The organism is Oceaniradius stylonematis, from assembly GCF_965223445.1.
Taxonomy (GTDB): domain Bacteria; phylum Pseudomonadota; class Alphaproteobacteria; order Rhizobiales; family Rhizobiaceae; genus Roseitalea; species Roseitalea stylonematis.
The window spans coordinates 1,306,172-1,325,192 of record NZ_OZ244994.1; the positions used below are offsets into that span (position 1 = coordinate 1,306,172).

The window sequence follows — 19,021 nt, forward strand, 5'->3', positions numbered from 1 at the left end:
AAAGGTTCCGCGCGCGCCGGAAACCGCCCATGGTTAAGGCGCGGCGGCGCTTTTCGACGTCTTGAAGGGCCGGCGAACCGCTGCGGCAAGGTCGCGCCGCACCACCTCGTTGCCGGCGATCACATCGCCACGCCCGAACATGTCATGACCGTCTGCAAGATCGGTGACAAAACCGCCCGCCTCGCGCACCAGAACGATGCCCGCCGCCATGTCCCAGGCCGACAGATGCCGCTCCCAATAGCCGTCCAGACGGCCCGCCGCCACATAGGCCAGATCGAGCGCGGCGGACCCCTGCCGGCGCACGCCGACCACGTCGCCCATCACATGACGCAACTCGATCAGGAATTCGCCATGATCGCCCCGGCCCAGATGCGGCACGCCGCAGCCGACCACGCAGTCCGACAGGCGGCGCCGGGCCGCGACCCGCAGGCGCCGGTCGTTCAGATAGGCGCCGCCGCCCCGTTCGGCGGAATAGAGTTCGTCGGTCACCGGGTTGAAGACGAGACCGGCGACAAGCTGGCCCTGCCGTTCGAGCGCGATCGACACGGCGAAATGCGGGATGCCGTGCAGGAAGTTGGTCGTGCCGTCCAGCGGATCGATGATCCAGCGGTGCTGGCTGTCGCCGCCCTCCACGACGCCGCTCTCCTCCATCAGGAAGCCATAGTCGGGCCGCGCGCGGCGCAATTCCTCATAGATCGTCTTTTCGGCCTTGCGGTCGGCCTGGCTGACGAAATCGCCCGGCCCCTTCACGGACACCTGGAGGTTCTGCACCTCGCCGAAATCGCGCGCCAGGCCCCGGCCGGCCTTCATCGCCGCCTGGACCATCACGTTCATCAGTGCCGAGCGCGCCATGGCGGGCCTTTCAGATCGGGTTCGGGAACGCCTGCCGCCTAGTCGGCGCGGCGGACATAGGTGATGTCGTCGGTGGCGACGATGATCTTCTCGCCCGCCGTGATGAAGGGCGGCACCATAACCCGCACCCCGTTTTCCAGAACCGCGGGCTTGTAGGACGAGGTCGCCGTCTGTCCCTTGACCACCGGATCGGCCTCGGCGATCTCCAGCGTCACCTGATCGGGCAGCGACACGCCGATCGGCCGTTCCTCGTGCAGCTCCACCGTGACCGTCATGCCGTCCTGCAGGAACGCGGCGCGGTCGCCGACGAAATCGGCCTGCAGTTCGAGCTGCTCGTATGTCTCGGAATCCATGAAGACCAGCGCGTCGTCCTGGGCATAGAGGAACTGGTAGTCCTTCTGTTCGAGCCGCACCCGCTCGACGGTTTCCGACGCACGAAAACGCTCGTTCAGCTTGGTGCCGTCGATCAGGTTCTTCAGTTCCACCTGGTTGAACGCACCGCCCTTGCCCGGCTTGACCGCATTGGTCTTCACCGCCACCCAAAGCCCGCCATTGTGCTCGATCACATTGCCCGGCTTGATCTCGTTGCCGTTCATCTTCATTCGTTTTTCACCTGAAATCGCAAGCGCCGGCGACGGCGCCCTGTTGCGGCTTCCAAGACCATACTTGGCCAGTGGTTGCAAGACCGCCGGCCCCTGGTCGGTCAGCGCGCGCGCAGCCGGTTGGCCCGGCCGATCGCTTCCTGCTGGGTCTGTGGCGAAAGCCCCAGCCAGAAATCCTCGAGCACCGGATCGCGCAGGCCGGCACGGCGCGCCAGAACGTACCAGGCCGCCGCCTGGGTGTCGTCGGGCGCAACGCCGATCCCTGTCCACAACAGCTTGGCGATCTGCGCCTGGGCGGCGACATTGCCCGAATGGGCGGCCCGCGCCGTCCACAGATAGCCCGCTTCGCGGTCGCGCGGTCCGCCCGTCCCCTCCAGCAGCATCAGCCCCAGTTCGCGCTGGGCGCTGTCAAACCCCTGGCGTGCGGCCTTCTCCAGCCATGTGCGGGCTTCGGCATCGTCGAAAAAGACCGGCGGCGTTCCCTGCACATAATACTGCGCCATGGCATATTGCGCATCGGCAATGCCGGCCTCAGCCGCGCGGCGGAAATAGTCGAACGCGGCGCGCTGGCCGGACGCGCCGGGCCGGTCGCTCAAAAGGAGCTGCGCATGGTTGAACATCGCCTTGCCGTGGCCGGCATCGGCTGCCGCCTTCATCAGCGAGCGCGCTTCCTCGGACCCTTCATCCTCCGAAAGCAGCGTCAGCGCCATCTGCAGCTGCGCTTCGGGCACGCCCTGGCGGGCGGCCTGCGCATACCATTTGCGCGCCTCGTCGAAATCGACCGCGACGCCCAGCCCCCGCGCATAGATCTCGGCGAGCAGTGTCTGCGCGGCGGCATCGCCGTCCTCGGCGCGCGGCAGGGCCAGGTTGCGCGCCGTCAGGAACAGGCCGCGCTGGAAGGCGCCATAGGCGGGATCGGGATCGGGCGCGCCGAAGCGCGAAGGTGCCGGCGTCGCCGGAAGGCGCACACCCGGTGTTACGGCCTCCTGCTCGGCGGACGGCGCGGCAAAGCGCCCCGGCGGGGGATCGTCTTGGGCCGATGCGGAATTGCCCGCCGCCAGCACCAGCAGCGCGGCCATGGCGTAACGGGTCTGGCGCGGACGATGTCTCACACCGCCTCCGCAAACACGTGGCGCGACAGGATCTCGTTGGCCGCGCGCACGGCCGCTTCCGCGTCGGCGTCGGCGCCGAGAACGGCATGCGACAGCGCCACGAAGTCGGCGCCCGAGGCTGCGGCCCGGTCCAGATGGTTGAGATCGTGCCCGCCCATCAGCACCGCCGGCACCTCGACGAACTCCGCCCACCATGCCGCGTTTTCGAGCGCGCCGGCATGGGGTTCCGGATGGGTGTCGGCGCCAAGCCGGCCAAAGAAGACGTAATCGGGCCGCGCCTCGCCCACCTCCAGTGCCCCGTGCCGGCTCTTGCCGGCCTCCGCGCCGACGATCCAGCGGCCGCCATGCTCGTCCATCGCCCGCGCAACCGTGGCCGCGTCGCCGCGCACATGAATTCCGTCGGCGCCGGCGCGTGCGGCAATCCGCGCTTCGCCGGCGGCGATCACCGCCGCGCCGATCGCCTGTCCTGCCGGTACCACCGTTTCGAGCAAGGCCTGATAGGCGTCCTCATCGAGCCCGTATTGCGGCACGATCACGCTCGCCACATCGCCGCCCCTGCCCGCTGCGGCGAGCTGGCGCGCCAGATCTTCAGCCGCATGGTCGGCCGGCGTCACCAGCACGAGGCGGCAGCGATTGTCCACAATGTCCTGGGTCGGCATGGTCGGTCCGATGGTGGCGTGTCGGCGGATCAGCAATCACCCGATTACGGCAGCGCGATGGCCGATGCAAATGCGCATCGCCGACCGTACACTGCCAAGGTATTATGCTGCATTGCAGCATTTATCTTGCACTGCGGTAAGATCAGCCTTACACATGCCGCATGAAAACCGACCCGTTCGAAGCGATCGCCGATCCGAACCGCCGCCACCTGCTCGAAGAGCTAAGGCGCGGCGCCAAGACGGTCGGCGAACTGGCGACGGGCCTGCCGATCTCGCGGCCGGCGGTCTCGCAGCATTTGCGGGTTCTGCTCGATGCCGGCCTTGTCCATGCCCGGGCAGAGGGCACGCGGCGCATCTATTCGGTCCAGGACAACGGCTTCATGCCGCTGAACCTCTGGCTCGACCAGTTCTGGGCCGAGTGAACCCATCCGCCTTATCCACAAGCGATGCTTGTGAATGAACCGCAGGCCGCTCCGCGCGGACAAAAAATGCTGTGTGGTGTCAGTGGTGCGTCTGCGCCGTGATCTTCTCGATCTCGTCCTTCAGACGGAGTTTTTCCCGCTTCAGGCGCGTGAGCTGCGACTCGTCTGGCGCCGGGCGGGTCAGCATGTCGTTGATTTCGTTTTCCAACGCGCCGTGCTTGCGCCGAAGGGCGTCGAGATGACCGTCAAGTGACATGTAGCTCCTCCTTCATCGTTCCGCGAACCGGCAAATCGTGCCACGAAAATGGGGGGCTGTCGAATGGCCCGGTGTAGCATTTTATTACATGTCATAGTGTGATATGGGCCGCCTTCCCGTCTCCCCGCACAGCACAAGGTGCCGATGACACCCTCCGACCAGGACCAAGCCGAACTGCGCATGCAGTTCGCCAAGCTCAAGCAGGATCACACCGATTTCGACGCCGCCATCGAGGCGATGATCAAGACCGGTTGCAATCCGCTGCAAATCCAGCGCATGAAAAAGAAGAAGCTGGCCATCAAGGACCGGCTGCAGAAGGTCGAGGACCAGATCATCCCCGACATCATCGCCTGACGACACCCACCGGGAGCACCCGTCCGCCGCCATGAGCCGCAAAGACGTCGCCATCATCATGGGCAGCCAGTCCGACTGGCCGACCATGCGCCGCGCCGCCGACATTCTCGACACGCTGGAAGTCGGCCACGAGGCGCGCATCGTCTCCGCCCACCGCACGCCCGACCGGCTGGTCGAATTCGCCAAGGGCGCGCGCGCCGAAGGCTTCAGGGTGATCATCGCCGGGGCCGGCGGCGCCGCGCACCTGCCCGGCATGACAGCCGCCTTCACCTCGCTGCCGGTGCTCGGCGTGCCGGTGCAGAGCCGCGCGCTTTCGGGTCAGGATTCGCTTCTGTCGATCGTCCAGATGCCGGCCGGCATTCCCGTCGGCACCCTGGCGATCGGCGAAGCGGGCGCGGCCAATGCCGGCCTTCTGGCCGCTTCGATTCTTGCCAACTCGGACGATGCGCTGCGTGAGCGGCTCGACGCGTGGCGCGAAGCGCAATCGGACAAGGTGGCGCTGTATCCGGCGGACGGGGACTGATGCTCCAGCGCGGCGCGACGATCGGCCTTCTGGGCGGCGGCCAGCTCGGCCGCATGCTCGCCGAAGCGGCAGCCCGGCTCGGCTTTTCCGTCATCGTCGTCGACCCCAACGGGGACTGCCCCGCCGCCCGCTTTTCCGACCTGTACATCGCCGCCGCCTATGACGATCTGGACGCGCTCGACCGGCTGGCTGCATTCTGCGACGTCGTCACCTTCGAGTTCGAGAACATCGATCTGGGCGCCCTCGAGCACCTGTCCGGCAAGGTGCCCGTCCATCCGGACGCCTGGGCGCTGCGCGTCACCCAGGACCGGCTGACCGAAAAGACCTTCCTGCGCGAGACCGGCATCGAGACGGTCGATTTCCATGCCATCGACGGTGCGCCGCAGCTCGCCATGGCGCTCGCCGACATGGGCGGGCGCGGCATCCTCAAGACGCGCCGCTTCGGCTATGACGGCAAGGGCCAGATCCGTTTCGGCGGCGACAGCGATCCGACACCCGAGGAGGCCTGGGACGCGATCGGCGGCGCGCCGGCCATACTGGAGGCGCTGGCCGGGTTCGACTGCGAGATCTCCGTCATCGTCACGCGCGGACGGAACGGGGAAACCCACGAGTTCGAGCCCGCCCGCAACGACCATGAAGGCGGCATCCTCGCCCGTTCGACCGTGCCGTGCGGCCTCGATTCCATCGTCATGGCCGACGCGATGGAAAAGACCCGTGCGCTCGCCAGCCGGCTGCGCTATGTCGGCACGCTGGCGCTCGAATTCTTCGTCATGGAAGACGGACGGCTGATCGGCAACGAGATCGCGCCGCGCGTGCACAATTCGGGCCACTGGACGGAAGCGGCCTGTTCGGTCAGCCAGTTCGAACAGCACATAAGGGCCATTGCCGGCTGGCCGCTGGCAGAGAGCTACCGCCACTCCGACTGCGTGATGACCAATCTGATCGGCGACGAGATCGACGCGCTGCCCGGCTGGGCCGCAGACGGCGCCGTCCGGGTCCACGATTACGGCAAGCGCGAAACCCGCCCCGGCCGCAAGATGGGCCATGTGACACGGCTGGTGCCGCGGTAGGGGGTGGGCGACCGTTACCGCCGTCATCGCTGTGCTTGTCACAGGGACAACCGGAAACGGGAGGCCAAGGCGGGCAATGGACCCAATTGGCCCTTCGCGGCGATTTGAAAGAAGGCGCGCCCCCGCGCTCCGCCCGGCGGATCGCCGCGCAGGTCTTGCCGACGCCGCGCCGGCCATCAAGCAGCAAGACCCACTCCATGGGCAGGACAAAACGGGTGAGTCGAACGGCCTCGGAGAGATGTCGACCGTGGAGGCCGCACTAAGTATGGGGCGAAGACGGCCCGGAGACAATCGGTACGCTTGTTCAGATACTTGTTTGATTGGCGATACGACACTATTTTTAAAAAGAAAGGGGGCGCGCTGTGACCGCAAACACCAAAAAAGACAAAGTCGGCGATAAGGCTTCAAGTGCAACGGCTCCAACCGGAGATAAAGAAGGAAATACAGCGGCAAATTACAATTTTCTTCCTGAGCATGTTGAATACAGAGAATCCATAAATCTATGGATACAGTGGGCTAGATTTCGTAGGCAGGGCCTTCTTTTCGCGTCGGCTGCCCATGCAGCCGTGATTGCTGCAAACACGTCCAGCGCGGTCTTCCAAGGCGCGCCGTCGTGGTTATTACCGCTGATTGGAGTGGGAATGGCTCTTGTCGGCCTTCTCAACGAAGTGTTTCTCTTCAATGAAATGATGAATTTCAAACGACGCGCCGTCGAGCTCGAAGCTACGGTCGGATATTCACTGATTTCGGCCCATAAACGGTCGCTTTCAGGTCCTTGGCAATTCGCGACGGCTAATCTTTTTAGACTTTACCATTTCGTTTGGCTGATTGGATTTGCCATACAATTGTTCTTGGTTATCAGGGGTGCGCAATGAGTTTGGCAATAACAGGTGGTGCGGGGGCCATTGGCTCTGAAATTGCCAGGCACATGGCGCAAGAACACAAGGTTTTCGTTCTGGACATAGACAAACGTCGCGGGGGAGAGTTGGAAGCGGAACTGGGTTCAAGGTGCAAATTCATTGCATGCGATGTGCGATCTGAGCACGAACTTGCCCAGGCTCGTGATACTATAGCGAACGAGGACGAAGCGCTTTCAGGATTGGTTATTGCGGCGGGTGTTAACAAAACCGTTTCCGCCACGTCTCTCGAGACCAGCGAATGGAATCGTGTGATGGATACGAACCTCACAGGCGCGTTTCTCTCTATGCAGGCCTTCTTTCCGTTACTATCCAAATGCTCGGGCTCCATCGTTGCCATTGCATCAAAATCCGGCTCCATATCAAATAAGACCGCCCCTCATTGCCATTACAATGCAAGTAAGGCCGGCTTGATTCATCTATGCAGATCAGTCGCAGCAGAGTGGGCCGAACTCGGTGTGCGGGTAAATTGCGTCAGCCCGGGATATATTCTCACGCCCATGACAGAAGGTCGGGACAAGGAACATGAGATATGGAAGAAGGATATACCAATGGGCCGCCTGGGCTCAACGAGTGACGTGGTAGGTGCCGTTGAATTCCTGCTAAATGACTCGTCATCTTTTGTCACTGGTCACGACTTGCTCATTGATGGTGGCTACACGATCTGGTGAACGACAATCCCGCTCTCAAATCTCGCCCCACCGGAACCGCGGGATTACTTTGACGTTTCGTTTTCTGGCGGACGTCCTCCATGCGCTGGTACTCCTCGGGGGTTATCGCGGAGGCGAGTTTGATGTTGACCTGCACGTTGGCGCCGTTGGCGCCCGGAAACCGGACCCACACACCCACCCCCGCCTTGACAACACGCACCCTTTGCGCCTATCTCCCGCCCACTGAATTGGCGCGCCGGACGGGCGCGTTTTTGTTTGCCCGGCGCTTGGCGCCAAGGGCGCGACAGACCGGCCGAGTTGAGACCATGAAGATCAAGAATTCGCTGAAATCGCTGAAAGCCCGCGACCGCAACAACCGCGTCGTCCGCCGCAAGGGCCGGGTCTATGTGATCAACAAGCAGAACCCGCGCTACAAGGCGCGCCAGGGCTGACGCGCACCGCGTTAACCGCCGGTTCACCACACCTTCGAATTTGGCTGCGGCCGCGGGCATGCCCGTGGCCGCATCGTCGTGCGCCAGGCCATCACGCATTTTTGCGTTTGACGCGGGGCTCGCCGGCGATACCTTGACGGTATGCGCGCGATCCAGACCGCCCTTGCTGCCGGCCTTGCCCTTTCCCTTGCCGCCGCCCCCGTGGCGGCGCAGACGATCATCGATCCCGAGGCGCCTTTGTCCGAGCCCGAGCAGCCCGAGGCCGAGGCCCTGCTGCCGCCGATCGACGATGTGCCGCTGGTCGATGACGGCCGCGCCGGACGGCTCGACGAACTGTTCGCCGAACTCAAGCGCACGCCCGACGCGCGCCGCGCCGACAACCTCGCCGACGCCATCTGGGCGCAATGGCACCGCTCGGGCAGCGCCAGCATCGATCTGATGATGAAATGGTCGAACGAGGCCGCCGGCAAGCGGCGCTACGCCATGGCGCTCGATTTCCTCGACCAGGTGGTGATCCGCGCGCCCGATTTCGCCGAGGGCTGGAACCGCCGCGCGACGCTGCATTTCACCATGAACAATTACGCCAAGTCGATGAACGACATCCACAAGGTGCTCGCGCTGGAGCCGCGCCATTTCGGCGCTTTGACCGGCATGGCGACGATCCTGGAGCGCACCGGCAACAAGGCGGCCGCGCTCGAAGCCTGGCAGCGCGCGCTGGAGGTCTATCCCGCCATGCGGTCGGCGCAGGAGGCGGTCATCCGCCTCAGCGACGATCTCGCCGGCGAACCCGCCTGACGCGGCGCCCGCGCCGCAGCCACCAATTCCGAAACACCGGACCCTGCCCCGTGAACATGCTTGCCGCCATCATCGCCGCGCTTGTCGCGCTCGTTCTCGTCCTGATGGCGGTCACGCGTATCGGCGTCATCATGATCGAGCGGCGCCACCCGCCTGCCGGCATCTTCGTGACCGCCAACGGCACCGACATGCATCTGGTTCGCATTCCCGCCGGGGACGATGCCGACCTGCCGCCGGTCGTCTTCCTGCATGGCGCCAGCGGCAATCTGCACGATGCGATGACGATCTACGGCGACCGGCTGCGCGGCCGCGCCGATCTTCTGTTCGTCGACCGGCCCGGCCATGGCTGGTCGTCGCGCGGACCGGCCGAAAATGCCCTGCCCGACGGACAGGCGCGGACGCTCGCGGCCATGCTCGACGAACTCGGCATCGAAAAGGCGATCGTCGTCGGCCACTCCTTCGGCGGCGCCATCGCGGTCTCGTTTGCGCTGAACCATCCCGACAGGACCGCCGGCACGGTCTTTCTGTCGCCGGTCAGCCATCCCTGGCCGGGCGGCATAAGCTGGTACTATACGCTCACCGCAACGCCGATTGTCGGCTGGCTGTTTTCCGAAACGCTCGCCATGCCCGGCGGCTGGTCGCGCATGGAGGACGGCACCGCCTGCGTCTTCGCGCCGAACCGGCCGACACCCGATTATGCCGAACGCACGCGCCTGCCGCTCCTGTTCCGGCCGAACCATTTCCGTGCCAACGCCGTCGATGTCGCCAACCTCTACGATCATGTCGCCGAGGTCTCGCCGCGCTATCGCGAGATCGAGACGCCATCGGTGATCATCACCGGCAACAAGGACACGATCGTGCTGCCGTCGATCCACTCGACCGGGCTGGCTCGGGACCTGCAGAACGCCGAACTGGTGCGCATCCACAATCTCGGCCACAAGCCGGACCATGTCCTGCCCGATCTAGTCGTTGCCGCGCTGGAGAGCGTTGCGGGCCGGGAGCGGGATCTGCAGGCGCTCGCCCGGACCAAGGAGGCACAGCTCGCCTCCGACGCGTTCGGCCCGATCGAACGCTGCCTCGACAACGAGGAAATCCGCAAGGAGGTGCGGGCGGCGGGCTACCGGGTGGAGTGAGGGTCACATGCATGGCCGAAGACCACCCCCACCCTTCATCCCTCCCCCGCAAGCGTGGGAGGGAGGACGTCAACCAACCGTGACGCCTTCGACCCGCGCGCCAGGCTCGGTCAGAAACTTCCGGGCAAATATGCCGAGGTCCTCCCTCCCACATTTATGGGGGAGGGATGAAGGGTGGGGGCAATGCAGCGCCGTCCGCAAAGATGGGCTGGGATCAGATCAAATCCCGCTCAGCCCGTCCGAGCCGATATAGGCGATTCGCAGCATGTTGGTCGCGCCCGGCGTGCCCAGCGGCACGCCCGCGGTGATGATGATCCGGTCGCCGGGTTTGGCGAACTTTTCGGCGAACGCGATGCGGCAGGCGCGGTCGACCATGTCGTCCAGATCCGCCGGTTCGCTGTCGGTGACGACGCAATGCAGCCCCCAGGCGAGCGACAGCCGGCGCGCGGTCTCGACGACCGGCGAAAGCGCAATGATCGGCACGTTCGGACGCTCGCGCGAGGCACGCTGCCCTGTGGTGCCCGACGCCGTGTAGCAGACGACCGCGCTCAACTGTAGCGTTTCGGCGATCTGCCGCGCTGCGGCGGAAATCGCGTCGGCGCCGGTCGCTTCCGGTTCGGCGCGCTGGGCGTGGATGATGCCGGAATAGGTCGGATCGCGCTCGATCCGGCTGGCGATCGACGACATGGTCCGCACCGCTTCGACCGGATAGTCGCCAGCCGCCGATTCCGCCGACAGCATCACCGCGTCGGCGCCCTCGAACACGGCGGTCGCAACGTCGGAGACCTCGGCGCGGGTCGGCACCGGGGCGGCGATCATCGATTCTAGCATCTGCGTTGCGACCACCACCGGCTTGCCGGCGCGGCGCGCCTTGCGGGTGATCTGCTTCTGGATGCCCGGAACGCTTTCGAGCGGCATCTCGACGCCCAGATCGCCGCGCGCCACCATCACCGCGTCCGACAGTTCGATGATCTCGTCGATCCGCTCGACCGCCTGCGGTTTTTCGATCTTCGACAAAAGCGCCACGCTGCCGCGCGCGATCTTGCGCACCTCGGCCAGATCCTCGGGCCGCTGGATGAACGACAGCGCCACCCAGTCGATATCTTCCTTGAGCACCTCGTCCAGATCGGCCCGGTCCTTGTCGGTCAGCGCGCCGACGCCCAAAGTCGTGTCGGGCAGGCTGACGCCCTTGCGGTCGGAGATCACCGTGCCGGACACCACCTTGCAGGTGATCGAATTGCCGTCGGACGCCGTTGCCGCCAGTTGCAGCCGGCCATCGTCGATCAAAAGGCGATGGCCGGGCTGCACCGCTTCGAGGATTTCCGGATGCGGCAGGAAGACCCGCGTTTCATCGCCCGGCTCGTCGCGGTCGTCGAGCGTGAACGTCTGGCCGACCTCCAGCGTCACCTTGCCCTCGGCGAACTTGCCGACGCGCAGTTTGGGGCCCTGAAGGTCTGCAAGGATGCCGATCGGATGGCCCATGCGCGCCTCGACCGCGCGCACCCGCTTGACCAGGTCGCGCATCAGATCGTGGCTGGCATGGCTCATATTGATGCGGAAGACGTCGGCGCCCGCTTCGTGCAACTGGCCGATCATCTCCTCGGAGGAGGAAGCCGGACCCAGCGTTGCGAGAATCTTGACCCTGCGGCTGCGTTTCACTGTCCGGTCCCCTCGGTGACATTGGATGTCTCCGGGGTCTCTTCCGGCGCCGCGCCGTCATTGTCAACCAATTGCACCATCCAGCTCTGCTGATTGCCGGTGTCGTATTCGCGGAAGCCCGCGCGCTGGAAACCGCGGGCGAAACAGTCATTGACGCCGGTGATCTTGAACTCGCGTTCGGCCACGCACATAGAGATTGGCCCGTCCCAGCGGCCGCCGCGCAGCGCGTCCTCGGCGTAAAGATAGTAGTAGCGCGAGGCGAGCGCGCCCTCGATCAGCGTCTTGCATCTGGCCGGCTCGACATGCCACCAGCCCTCGGTGATCCAGCCGGCGCGCGCGCGATAGCCGATCGCCACACCGACCAGCTCCTGGGTGGAATTGCATACGCGGAAGTCGGCCCATGCCGGTGCGGTGCCCGCAACGTTCGCACCGCCGGCCACCGCCGCAAAAAGCAGCCAAGGGCCAGCCAGCCGACCCACGCTCCATCGTCTTTTCATGTGCTTAGGCCCGAACCAGCGCATCGGCTCCTTTTGGCATGGCTGCCGTCTTTGTCAATCCGAAGGCGCCGACCCGTTCAATGCCGCGGCACTGGACAAGTATCCATCGGATGGCAATTGTGGGCACATGAAAAGCGGCCGGTCCTGGCCATCCACAGGGAAACGCACCATGCCCGACATCGATCCCGACACGCGCACCCAGTTGGAAGCGGCCGCATTCCGCACGCTGGTGGCGCATTTGCGCCAGCGCACCGATGTGCAGAACATCGATCTGATGAACCTGGCCGGCTTCTGCCGCAACTGCCTGTCAAACTGGTATCAGGACGCGGCCGCCGAACGGGGCATCGACCTTTCCAGGCCCGAAGCACGCGAGATCGTCTACGGCATGCCCTATGACGAATGGAAGCGCCTTCACCAGACAGAGGCGACGCCCGAGCAGGCCGCAGCTTTCGCGGCCAAGGCGCCTGCGCACGATTGACCGCTATTGCAGCGTGGTGCCCGCATCGAGCGGCGGCAGCGAGCCGGTCGCCTGCGGCCGCGGGTCCGGCGTCAGAGGTGCGACGCTTCCGGCACGGCCGGCGCGCGCCGGCGGCGGCAGACCTTCTTCCACCAACCGCTGGCGAACCGAGCGGGCCTGCAGCGGGTTCGCCGCCGCTTCCGGTTGGCTGACATCGCCCAGCAGCACGCTGCCGCCATCGAGATCGGGGTCGGTCACCGCGATCGGATTGACGCGCTCCAGATCGGCCTCGGTCTGCAGCGGCGGCAGTTTCATGATCGGCAGATTGTCCGCCCCCAGCGAGGTCACCAGCGGCAGCGCCGAATCGCCGAGGATCTGCTTGAGCTGCCGCTCGACATAGAAGGCGATCTTGCGCTGGCCGGCGGGCGTGAAATTGATGCCGTCGGAGCCGCGCAACCGCACCACCTGCCCCTTGATGTCCGGACCGCGCTCGATGAAATTGCCGTCCTCGTCGACGAAACCGTCCCATATGTCGACGAAATGGCCGTTCGCCGCTTCGGTCCGGGCGCGGTAGATTTCGTTGAACGCCAGCATGTCGGCCGACATGGACCGGAACCGGAACGGCGGGCTGCCGGTCCAGACCAGCGCGACGCCGGCCTGCCCGGCCGCGTTGATGAACGCGTCGATGCGGCTCTGATATTCGGTGCGCCACTGTTCCGACAGAACCTCGCGCGTTGCGCCGTCAACGCGCAGCGGCTGGCGGTCGTTCGAGCCCAGATGGACAACCAGGACCGAGGGTTTGACCTCTTCGAGGATCGCGCCGATCTCGCCCGGCCAGTCGTAGAAATCGTCGCGCACGAAACCGGAAGACCCGTTGACGCGCCGTTCGACCACCACATTGGGAGAGGCTGCGAACGCGTCGGTCAGCCCGCGCGCCAGCCCGTCGGCGACGAAATCGCCGACGACCAGCACGATGCGCGCATTCTCCGCCTTTTCCACTGCCTCGGTGCGCGGTGTGGCAGGCGCCGAAGCCACGCCCCCGGACGATGAACGTCGTGCGGGCGCCGCGCGCGTCGTCGTGCGCTGCCCCGGCGCGGCCTGCCGCGGACGCGGCTGCCGGGTCGTCTCCTGCCGGTTGTTGCGGTTGAACAGCATCTGCAAGAGACCGGGTTCGCCGGGACGGGATTGGGCGTGGGCATCCGATGTGCCGCCCGATCCGGTGAGCGGCGCCCCGGTCAAAAGCACGATCGCGGCAATGCAGCCAGCCATGAGCGCCCGCCATGCACGCGCACTTGCTTGACCACCGCAGCCCCTTTCGAGCCGACCGTCCATTGCACTGTCCCTGTTGCGCCCCGCCGCCGCGGTCCCGAACCCGAGGTCCGTCCTAGCGCCGGCGCAGCACTTCTAGCACCTCCATGGAGGCATAGCCATCCTGGGCGAGGCCGCGGCTTGCCTGGAAGGCCTTGATCGCGCTGCGCGACATCGGCCCGATCTTGCCGTCGACGTCGCCCTCGTAAAATCCCTGGCGCTTGAGCCGCTGCTGCAGCTCCTCGCTTTCGGCCACCGTCAGACGCGTGAATGGCCGGGTCCAGTCGCGGCTGGGCGGCGGGAAACCGGCGATCTGGTCGGCCAGAAGGCCCACGCCCAGCGCATATTTGTCGGCATTGTTGTAGCGCTTGATGACGAAGAAATTGCGGATCATCAGGAAGGCCGGCCCGTCGCGGCCCTGCAGGACCTTCAGTTCGGCCTGCTGGCCCGGGCGCGGAAAAGGCTCGCCATTGGCGCGCACGACGCCGATGCGCTGCCATTCGCGCAGCGTCATCTGCCCGCCGGGGAACTTGCGCCCGGGCGGCAGCACCACCTCGTAGCCCCAGGTCTCGCCCGATCGCCAGCCATTGTTCTTCAACAGGCTGGCGGCGGTGTAGAGCGCATCGGGGATCGAGTTCCAGATGTCGCGGCGGCCGTCGCCATCGCCATCGACGGCATAGGCCTTGTAGCTTGTGGGAATGAACTGGGTGTGGCCCATCGCGCCGGCCCACGAGCCGGTCAGCCCCTCAACCGCCACATCGCCACGCTGGGCGATCTTGAGCGCGGCGATCAACTGGCTGCGCGCGAACTTGGCGCGGCGGCGGTCGGCATAGGCGAGCGTGGCCAGCGCGCGCGGAACATAGTGCAGCCGGCCCGGCTGCGTCAGCGCCTCGCCATAGCTCGATTCCATCGACCAGATGGCCAGCAGGATATGCTTGGATACACCCGTGGAGCGCTCGATCCGGTCCAGCAGGCGGCCGTGCTTGCGCAACATCGCCCGCCCGTCGCCGATGGTGCGTTCGTTGACGCGCGCATCGATATATTGCCACGCCTCGTCGCGGAATTCGGGCTGGAAGCGCGCCTTGCGCAGAACCTCGGCATCCGGCGTGCGCACATTGGCGAAGGCGCGGTCATAGACGCGCCCATCAACGCCGTTGGCCACCGCCGTCGCGCGGAAATCGCGAATCCATTGCTGGAAGCCGGCATCGGCGCGCGCCGGCGCCGTGCCGGCCATCATGACCACCGCCATCAAAGCTGCCAGTCCGGCCGCCAGCCCGCTTTTGCACCCCTTCGTCATGACAAGCCTTTCTCCCGATTTGCCTGGATGACGCCGCCCTGTCTGTCGGAGGTTTTTCCGCAAGTGTGGCAACAACCATGGCGACAATGAGTCAGCGTTGCAGCCGGACCCCCACAAATGCGTTGGTGCTGCTGGATTCCTCGGCCGGATCGTCGCTGAAGGTGCGTTCATGGCTAACGCGGCCGGTCAGACCGGCAAACCGGTTGAACCACCAGGTGGCACCGAGCGTGCCGCCGACCGTTATCTCGTCTTCTGCCGCGCCGACGACATCGTCATATTCGACATTGAGCCCGCCATTGAGCTCGAGATCGGCGCGCGCGCGGTGCGTAATGCCAAGATTGGCCGCATAGACAAGCGCGCCCGAGACGCCCGCCGAACCGCTGGTGGTCGTCGAGGTGCTGAGGCCGGCGCTGACATCGGTTTCGCGGCGCGGCGACCAGTTCAGCGCACCGGCCACCGAAAGCCCGCCAATGTCGCCCAGCGTTGCATCGGCGATGTCCTCATGCACATAGCCGAGGGCGATTTCGCCGGACAGCTTCTCGCCCCGGTCGAAGGCCGTGCCAAGGCGCAGCGCGTAGCGGACCGCATTGCGGTCGATGCCCGCCGGATCCGGCCGCACATCCATGACGCGCCGGCTGTATTCGATCTCGGCGAACGGCGTCAGCACCGGCGAGATCGAATAGCCGCCGCGCAGCCGCGCGCCGTAGCGCGTATAGTCGAGATCGTCCTGCGAAACGGTCCTGCCGTCGGTCAGCGTGGCATCGCCATGCACCTGCCGCTCACCGTTGATCTCGGCGAGCGCGCTGAACGGGCCGGCCTGCCGCTGCAGGCCGGCCGCGCCGGACAATGTCTGCGTCACCGGATCGTTGACCGTGCCCAGCCCCGGAAACAGCAGCGGATCGGTGGCGATGGCGACAGCCGCCGAGCCCGGATCGTCCTTGCGGTAGGCATAGGCGCCCGAAAGGTTCAGTTGGGTCTCCCGGTCGATATCGACCCTGAGCGCCGCATTGGCCTGCGCGGTCGGCTCGGTCTCCGCCTCGCCCGAAAGCCGCACCGGCAGCCGGCCCGAAAAACCCCAGTCCAGCGCGTGGCGGCTCCAGTCCGAGGTGCCGCGCAGCGTCAGCGCCGCTTCCCCGAACGTGCCCTGGCTGTCGGCGGTGCCGTAGGTCAGCGGCGTGGTGCCCGTGTTCTCGAACGTGCTTTGCGAGCGCGTGTGGCTGACGCCCAGATCGAGCGTGGTGAAGACGGTGAAGGTGCCGAGACGCAGGCCCAGCGGCGCGAACGGGTTTTCATCGGCCGAGCCGGTGCCGCGCGCAAGCGGGCCGACCGAACCCGTCGCCTCGACGCGGCCGAAACGGGCCGGATCGTCCGGATCGGGTGCCCCGGAAGCGGCGATCAGCGCGTCGATGGAATCGGTGTCGGCATCCTCGGCTGCATCGAGCGGATCGGTATCGTCGAACGTGATGACCGCCGGTCCGTCGTCGGGTTCATCGGCCGGCGGGCGCGCGCGTGGCACCGCCGCAGGCGCCGGCTCGGTTCGACCCGCTTCCGAGGGCGCGACGACGCCGCTGCGCGGAATGCCCAGAACGTTTTCTTCCACTTCGCCCCGCAGGTCCGGAACAAGCTGGGCATGCGCGGTGGCCGGAACCAGACTGCCGGCCAGCGCCAGCGCGGCGGCGGCACGCCACCTGCGACGATCTTCTGTGTGCCGGCGCCCTGCCACGTTGCGTTCGTCCCGCCATTGTCCGATATCTTGCCAAGCGGTAAACAATCGAGGTTAACGAAGCGTTGAATCGGCCATGGAAGTATGGCCCGATGGACAAGGACGCTCCGATGCAATAGCTGACCGATATCGGACACCGGACCGACGCGCGGACAAGACCCACATGCTGACCAAACCCAACGCCATGCAGTCGGCCCTGCGCACGCTCTCCACCGAACGTGACGGGCTTGGCGCGCTCGCCGACGCGCTGCAAAACGGTCTTGGCGAGCCGTTCGCCGCCGCCGTTTCGGCCATGCGCGGCGTCAGCGGCCGGGTGATCGTTTCCGGCGTCGGCAAGAGCGGCCATATCGGCTCGAAGATGGCCGCCACCTTCGCCTCGACCGGCACGCCGGCGAGCTTCGTCCACCCGTCCGAGGCCAATCACGGCGATCTGGGCATGATCACCCGCCAGGACGCGATCATCTGCCTGTCCTGGTCGGGCGAGGCGCGCGAACTGGGCGGCATCATCAGCTATTCCCGGCGCTTTTCCATTCCGCTGATCGCGATCACCGCCGGGGCCGGTTCGGCGCTTGCGCGCGAGGCGGACATCGTGCTGCTTCTGCCCAAGGCCGAGGAAGCCTGCCCGCACGGGCTCGCACCGACCACCTCGTCGATCATGCAACTGGCCATCGGCGACGCGCTGGCGGTGGCGCTGCTTGAGGAGCGCGGCTTCACCGCCGCCGATTTCCGCGATTTCCATCCGGGCGGGCAGTTGGGCGCCAGCCTGACGCGCGTCGGCGACATCATGCATACCGGCGACAAGCTGCCGCTCGTCCCCTCGGGCACCTCGATGCGCGAAGCGATCATGCAGATCTCGCAGAAAGGGTTCGGCTGCGTCGGCATCGTCCATCCCGACGGGCGCCTCGCCGGCATCATCACGGACGGCGACTTGCGCCGTCACATCGACACCGATCTGCTGGCGATGCGCGCCGACGAGGTGATGACCACCAACCCCAAGACCATCGGCGCCGACGCGCTGGCCGCCACCGCGCTGACCATCGTCAACGCCGCCTCGATCACCGCGCTGATGATCGTCGAGGACGAAAAACCCGTCGGCATCGTCCACCTGCACGATCTGTTGCGGCTCGGCGTGGCCTGAGGCCCGCCGAAACCGTCACACCCAGCCCTGCAGCTCCCGGCGCACCAGCGTCTCGATGACGCTCATCCCTTCGGGGCTGTCGTTGAGGCACGGAATGTGGGTGTAGTGGGTGCCGCCCGCTTCCTCGAAGATCTCGGCGCCCTCGCCGGCGATTTCCTCGAGCGTTTCAAGGCAGTCTGATACGAAACCCGGATTGAAGGTGGCGACCCTGGTGATGCCTTCGGCGGGCAGCGCTTCGAGCGTCTTGTCGGTGTAGGGCTGGAGCCATTCCTCAGGCCCGAACCGGGACTGGAAGCAGGTCATCAACCGGCCCTTTTCCCATCCGAGCCGCTGTTCGAGCAGCCGCGAGGTCTTGTGGCAGTGGCAATGATAGGGGTCGCCGCGCTTGAAATAGCTCTGCGGGATGCCGTGATAGGAGGCGATCACGCGCTGCGGTTCGAAATCGAGCGTCGAAAGATGCGCCTCGATCGAGCGCGCCAGCGCCTCGATATAGACCGGCTCGTCATGATAGGCCGGAACGGTCCTGAGCGCCGGCATGAAACGCGTCTTGGACAGCGCCTCGAACACCTTGTCGTTCACGGTGGCCGTCGTCGTCGCGGAAAACTGCGGGTAAAGCGGGAAGGCGACGATCCGGTCGCACCCTTCGGCGCGCAGCGCCTCGATGCGCGATGCGATTGACGGATTGCCGTAGCGCATGCCCCAGTCGACGACGACATTGTCGTTCGCCTTCAAGGCCTCGGCGAGCTTTTCGGCCTGCGACCGCGTGTAGGTCCGCAGATAGCTCTCGTCCCTGTCCTTGTTCCAGATTTCCTCATAGGCCTTGCCGACACGGCCAGGGCGCGTGTTCAGGACAATGCCGTAAAGGATCGGATACCACAGCGCCTTGGGCCATTCGATCACGCGGCTGTCGGTCAGGAATTCCTGTAGATAGCGGCGCATCGAGCGGAAATCCGTGCCGTCGGGTGTCCCCAGATTGATCAGCAGCACGCCGACCTTGCCGATCCGCACCGACGGATGCCCGTCAGGCAGCGGTCCGACCTGTTTGGCAAGGGCACGATCGACGGTCGACTTCATGTTCATGGCAGGTTCCCGTATCGGATCACAAACTAAGCCCTGCGCACGCGAATTCAATGCGGCAATTGGGC

The 19,021-nt window shown here is 65.7% G+C and carries 22 protein-coding genes; 11 read left to right on the forward strand and 11 right to left on the reverse strand.

Annotated elements, in window-relative coordinates; genetic code table 11:
• Positions 1-33: 33 nt before the first annotated feature.
• From ACOQOU_RS06505 to ACOQOU_RS06520, 4 genes are all read right to left on the reverse strand, one after another.
• Entirely contained in the window at positions 34-852 is an 819-nt protein-coding gene (locus tag ACOQOU_RS06505; RefSeq protein ID WP_109768826.1) for an inositol monophosphatase family protein, read from the reverse strand.
• A gap of 38 nt (positions 853-890) precedes the next feature.
• Positions 891-1,454 (reverse strand): elongation factor P, encoded by a 564-nt coding sequence (efp, locus tag ACOQOU_RS06510; protein ID WP_109768827.1) that lies wholly within the window; start codon positions 1,452-1,454, stop codon positions 891-893.
• Positions 1,455-1,555: 101 nt separating this feature from the next.
• A complete protein-coding gene (locus tag ACOQOU_RS06515; RefSeq protein WP_306025039.1) occupies positions 1,556-2,566 on the reverse strand; it encodes a tetratricopeptide repeat protein in 1,011 nt (336 codons plus the stop codon).
• Positions 2,563-3,225, reverse strand: a complete 663-nt coding sequence (locus tag ACOQOU_RS06520; RefSeq protein WP_306025038.1) for a thiamine phosphate synthase — start codon at positions 3,223-3,225, stop codon at positions 2,563-2,565. The genes ACOQOU_RS06515 and ACOQOU_RS06520 overlap by 4 nt, the downstream gene beginning before the upstream one ends.
• A 161-nt stretch (positions 3,226-3,386) precedes the next feature.
• On the opposite strand from ACOQOU_RS06520, the gene ACOQOU_RS06525 reads away from it, so the two are divergent.
• Entirely contained in the window at positions 3,387-3,647 is a 261-nt protein-coding gene (locus tag ACOQOU_RS06525) for an ArsR/SmtB family transcription factor (RefSeq protein WP_109768828.1), read from the forward strand.
• 79 nt (positions 3,648-3,726) lie between these two features.
• Here the strand turns inward: ACOQOU_RS06525 and ACOQOU_RS06530 are convergent, their stop codons facing one another.
• Entirely contained in the window at positions 3,727-3,903 is a 177-nt protein-coding gene (locus tag ACOQOU_RS06530) for a YdcH family protein (RefSeq protein WP_306025037.1), read from the reverse strand.
• Between the two features lie 144 nt (positions 3,904-4,047).
• Between ACOQOU_RS06530 and ACOQOU_RS06535 the strand changes: the two genes are divergently transcribed.
• The 8 genes from ACOQOU_RS06535 to ACOQOU_RS06570 all read left to right on the forward strand — a co-directional run bounded on the left by ACOQOU_RS06535 (position 4,048) and on the right by ACOQOU_RS06570 (position 9,797).
• Positions 4,048-4,257, forward strand: a complete 210-nt coding sequence (locus ACOQOU_RS06535; RefSeq protein ID WP_109768851.1) for a YdcH family protein — start codon at positions 4,048-4,050, stop codon at positions 4,255-4,257.
• 31 nt (positions 4,258-4,288) lie between these two features.
• Entirely contained in the window at positions 4,289-4,780 is a 492-nt protein-coding gene (gene purE / locus ACOQOU_RS06540) for a 5-(carboxyamino)imidazole ribonucleotide mutase (protein WP_109768830.1), read from the forward strand.
• The gene (locus ACOQOU_RS06545) at positions 4,780-5,850 is read left to right on the forward strand and encodes a 5-(carboxyamino)imidazole ribonucleotide synthase (RefSeq protein ID WP_306025036.1); all 1,071 of its coding nucleotides are present in this window, start codon (positions 4,780-4,782) and stop codon (positions 5,848-5,850) included. The genes purE and ACOQOU_RS06545 overlap by 1 nt, the downstream gene beginning before the upstream one ends.
• 362 nt (positions 5,851-6,212) lie before the next feature.
• Positions 6,213-6,725, forward strand: coding sequence for a hypothetical protein (locus tag ACOQOU_RS06550; protein WP_306025035.1), 513 nt, complete (start codon positions 6,213-6,215; stop codon positions 6,723-6,725).
• Positions 6,722-7,438: an SDR family oxidoreductase gene (locus ACOQOU_RS06555; RefSeq protein WP_306025034.1), complete on the forward strand. Its 717-nt coding sequence runs from the start codon at positions 6,722-6,724 to the stop codon at positions 7,436-7,438. The genes ACOQOU_RS06550 and ACOQOU_RS06555 overlap by 4 nt, the downstream gene beginning before the upstream one ends.
• A 305-nt stretch (positions 7,439-7,743) precedes the next feature.
• A complete protein-coding gene (ykgO, locus tag ACOQOU_RS06560) occupies positions 7,744-7,869 on the forward strand; it encodes a type B 50S ribosomal protein L36 (RefSeq protein WP_109768852.1) in 126 nt (41 codons plus the stop codon).
• Positions 7,870-8,010: 141 nt separating this feature from the next.
• Positions 8,011-8,664 (forward strand): hypothetical protein, encoded by a 654-nt coding sequence (locus ACOQOU_RS06565; protein WP_306025033.1) that lies wholly within the window; start codon positions 8,011-8,013, stop codon positions 8,662-8,664.
• Positions 8,665-8,714: 50 nt separating this feature from the next.
• On the forward strand, positions 8,715-9,797 hold the full coding sequence (locus ACOQOU_RS06570) for an alpha/beta fold hydrolase (RefSeq protein ID WP_420578855.1): 1,083 nt from the start codon (positions 8,715-8,717) through the stop codon (positions 9,795-9,797).
• 219 nt (positions 9,798-10,016) lie between these two features.
• Here the strand turns inward: ACOQOU_RS06570 and pyk are convergent, their stop codons facing one another.
• Both pyk and ACOQOU_RS06580 read right to left on the reverse strand, forming a co-directional pair.
• Positions 10,017-11,456, reverse strand: a complete 1,440-nt coding sequence (gene pyk / locus ACOQOU_RS06575; RefSeq protein ID WP_109768837.1) for a pyruvate kinase — start codon at positions 11,454-11,456, stop codon at positions 10,017-10,019.
• Positions 11,453-11,953, reverse strand: a complete 501-nt coding sequence (locus ACOQOU_RS06580; protein ID WP_109768838.1) for a DUF1036 domain-containing protein — start codon at positions 11,951-11,953, stop codon at positions 11,453-11,455. Before ACOQOU_RS06580 ends, pyk begins: the two co-directional genes overlap by 4 nt.
• A 169-nt stretch (positions 11,954-12,122) precedes the next feature.
• On the opposite strand from ACOQOU_RS06580, the gene ACOQOU_RS06585 reads away from it, so the two are divergent.
• The gene (locus ACOQOU_RS06585; protein WP_306025032.1) at positions 12,123-12,431 is read left to right on the forward strand and encodes a DUF1244 domain-containing protein; all 309 of its coding nucleotides are present in this window, start codon (positions 12,123-12,125) and stop codon (positions 12,429-12,431) included.
• 3 nt (positions 12,432-12,434) lie between these two features.
• On the opposite strand, the gene ACOQOU_RS06590 is transcribed toward ACOQOU_RS06585, so the two are convergent.
• The 3 genes from ACOQOU_RS06590 to ACOQOU_RS06600 form a co-directional block, all read right to left on the reverse strand.
• Positions 12,435-13,679, reverse strand: coding sequence for a DUF459 domain-containing protein (locus tag ACOQOU_RS06590; RefSeq protein WP_306025031.1), 1,245 nt, complete (start codon positions 13,677-13,679; stop codon positions 12,435-12,437).
• Positions 13,680-13,794: 115 nt separating this feature from the next.
• Positions 13,795-15,015 (reverse strand): lytic murein transglycosylase, encoded by a 1,221-nt coding sequence (locus ACOQOU_RS06595; protein ID WP_109768840.1) that lies wholly within the window; start codon positions 15,013-15,015, stop codon positions 13,795-13,797.
• A 91-nt stretch (positions 15,016-15,106) separates the two neighbouring features.
• A complete protein-coding gene (locus ACOQOU_RS06600) occupies positions 15,107-16,738 on the reverse strand; it encodes an outer membrane beta-barrel protein (protein WP_306025030.1) in 1,632 nt (543 codons plus the stop codon).
• Positions 16,739-16,901: 163 nt separating this feature from the next.
• Here ACOQOU_RS06600 and ACOQOU_RS06605 point away from each other — a divergent pair, with 163 nt between their 5' ends.
• Positions 16,902-17,876 (forward strand): KpsF/GutQ family sugar-phosphate isomerase, encoded by a 975-nt coding sequence (locus tag ACOQOU_RS06605; RefSeq protein ID WP_109769513.1) that lies wholly within the window; start codon positions 16,902-16,904, stop codon positions 17,874-17,876.
• 15 nt (positions 17,877-17,891) lie between these two features.
• On the opposite strand, the gene hemH is transcribed toward ACOQOU_RS06605, so the two are convergent.
• Positions 17,892-18,956, reverse strand: a complete 1,065-nt coding sequence (gene hemH / locus ACOQOU_RS06610; protein WP_306025029.1) for a ferrochelatase — start codon at positions 18,954-18,956, stop codon at positions 17,892-17,894.
• Positions 18,957-19,021: the final 65 nt, after the last annotated feature.

Coding starts and splice junctions, on each gene's coding strand:
- ACOQOU_RS06530 (WP_306025037.1), bottom strand. CDS start 3,903: ATGTCACTTGACGGTCATCTCGACGCCCTTCGGCGCAAGCACGGCGCG.
- ACOQOU_RS06595 (WP_109768840.1), bottom strand. CDS start 15,015: ATGACGAAGGGGTGCAAAAGCGGGCTGGCGGCCGGACTGGCAGCTTTG.
- ACOQOU_RS06585 (WP_306025032.1), top strand. CDS start 12,123: ATGCCCGACATCGATCCCGACACGCGCACCCAGTTGGAAGCGGCCGCA.
- ACOQOU_RS06590 (WP_306025031.1), bottom strand. CDS start 13,679: ATGGCTGGCTGCATTGCCGCGATCGTGCTTTTGACCGGGGCGCCGCTC.
- hemH (WP_306025029.1), bottom strand. CDS start 18,956: ATGAACATGAAGTCGACCGTCGATCGTGCCCTTGCCAAACAGGTCGGA.
- ACOQOU_RS06580 (WP_109768838.1), bottom strand. CDS start 11,953: ATGAAAAGACGATGGAGCGTGGGTCGGCTGGCTGGCCCTTGGCTGCTT.
- ACOQOU_RS06605 (WP_109769513.1), top strand. CDS start 16,902: ATGCTGACCAAACCCAACGCCATGCAGTCGGCCCTGCGCACGCTCTCC.
- ACOQOU_RS06565 (WP_306025033.1), top strand. CDS start 8,011: ATGCGCGCGATCCAGACCGCCCTTGCTGCCGGCCTTGCCCTTTCCCTT.
- ACOQOU_RS06535 (WP_109768851.1), top strand. CDS start 4,048: ATGACACCCTCCGACCAGGACCAAGCCGAACTGCGCATGCAGTTCGCC.
- ACOQOU_RS06520 (WP_306025038.1), bottom strand. CDS start 3,225: ATGCCGACCCAGGACATTGTGGACAATCGCTGCCGCCTCGTGCTGGTG.
- purE (WP_109768830.1), top strand. CDS start 4,289: ATGAGCCGCAAAGACGTCGCCATCATCATGGGCAGCCAGTCCGACTGG.
- ACOQOU_RS06505 (WP_109768826.1), bottom strand. CDS start 852: ATGGCGCGCTCGGCACTGATGAACGTGATGGTCCAGGCGGCGATGAAG.
- efp (WP_109768827.1), bottom strand. CDS start 1,454: ATGAAGATGAACGGCAACGAGATCAAGCCGGGCAATGTGATCGAGCAC.
- ykgO (WP_109768852.1), top strand. CDS start 7,744: ATGAAGATCAAGAATTCGCTGAAATCGCTGAAAGCCCGCGACCGCAAC.
- ACOQOU_RS06555 (WP_306025034.1), top strand. CDS start 6,722: ATGAGTTTGGCAATAACAGGTGGTGCGGGGGCCATTGGCTCTGAAATT.
- ACOQOU_RS06545 (WP_306025036.1), top strand. CDS start 4,780: ATGCTCCAGCGCGGCGCGACGATCGGCCTTCTGGGCGGCGGCCAGCTC.
- ACOQOU_RS06525 (WP_109768828.1), top strand. CDS start 3,387: ATGAAAACCGACCCGTTCGAAGCGATCGCCGATCCGAACCGCCGCCAC.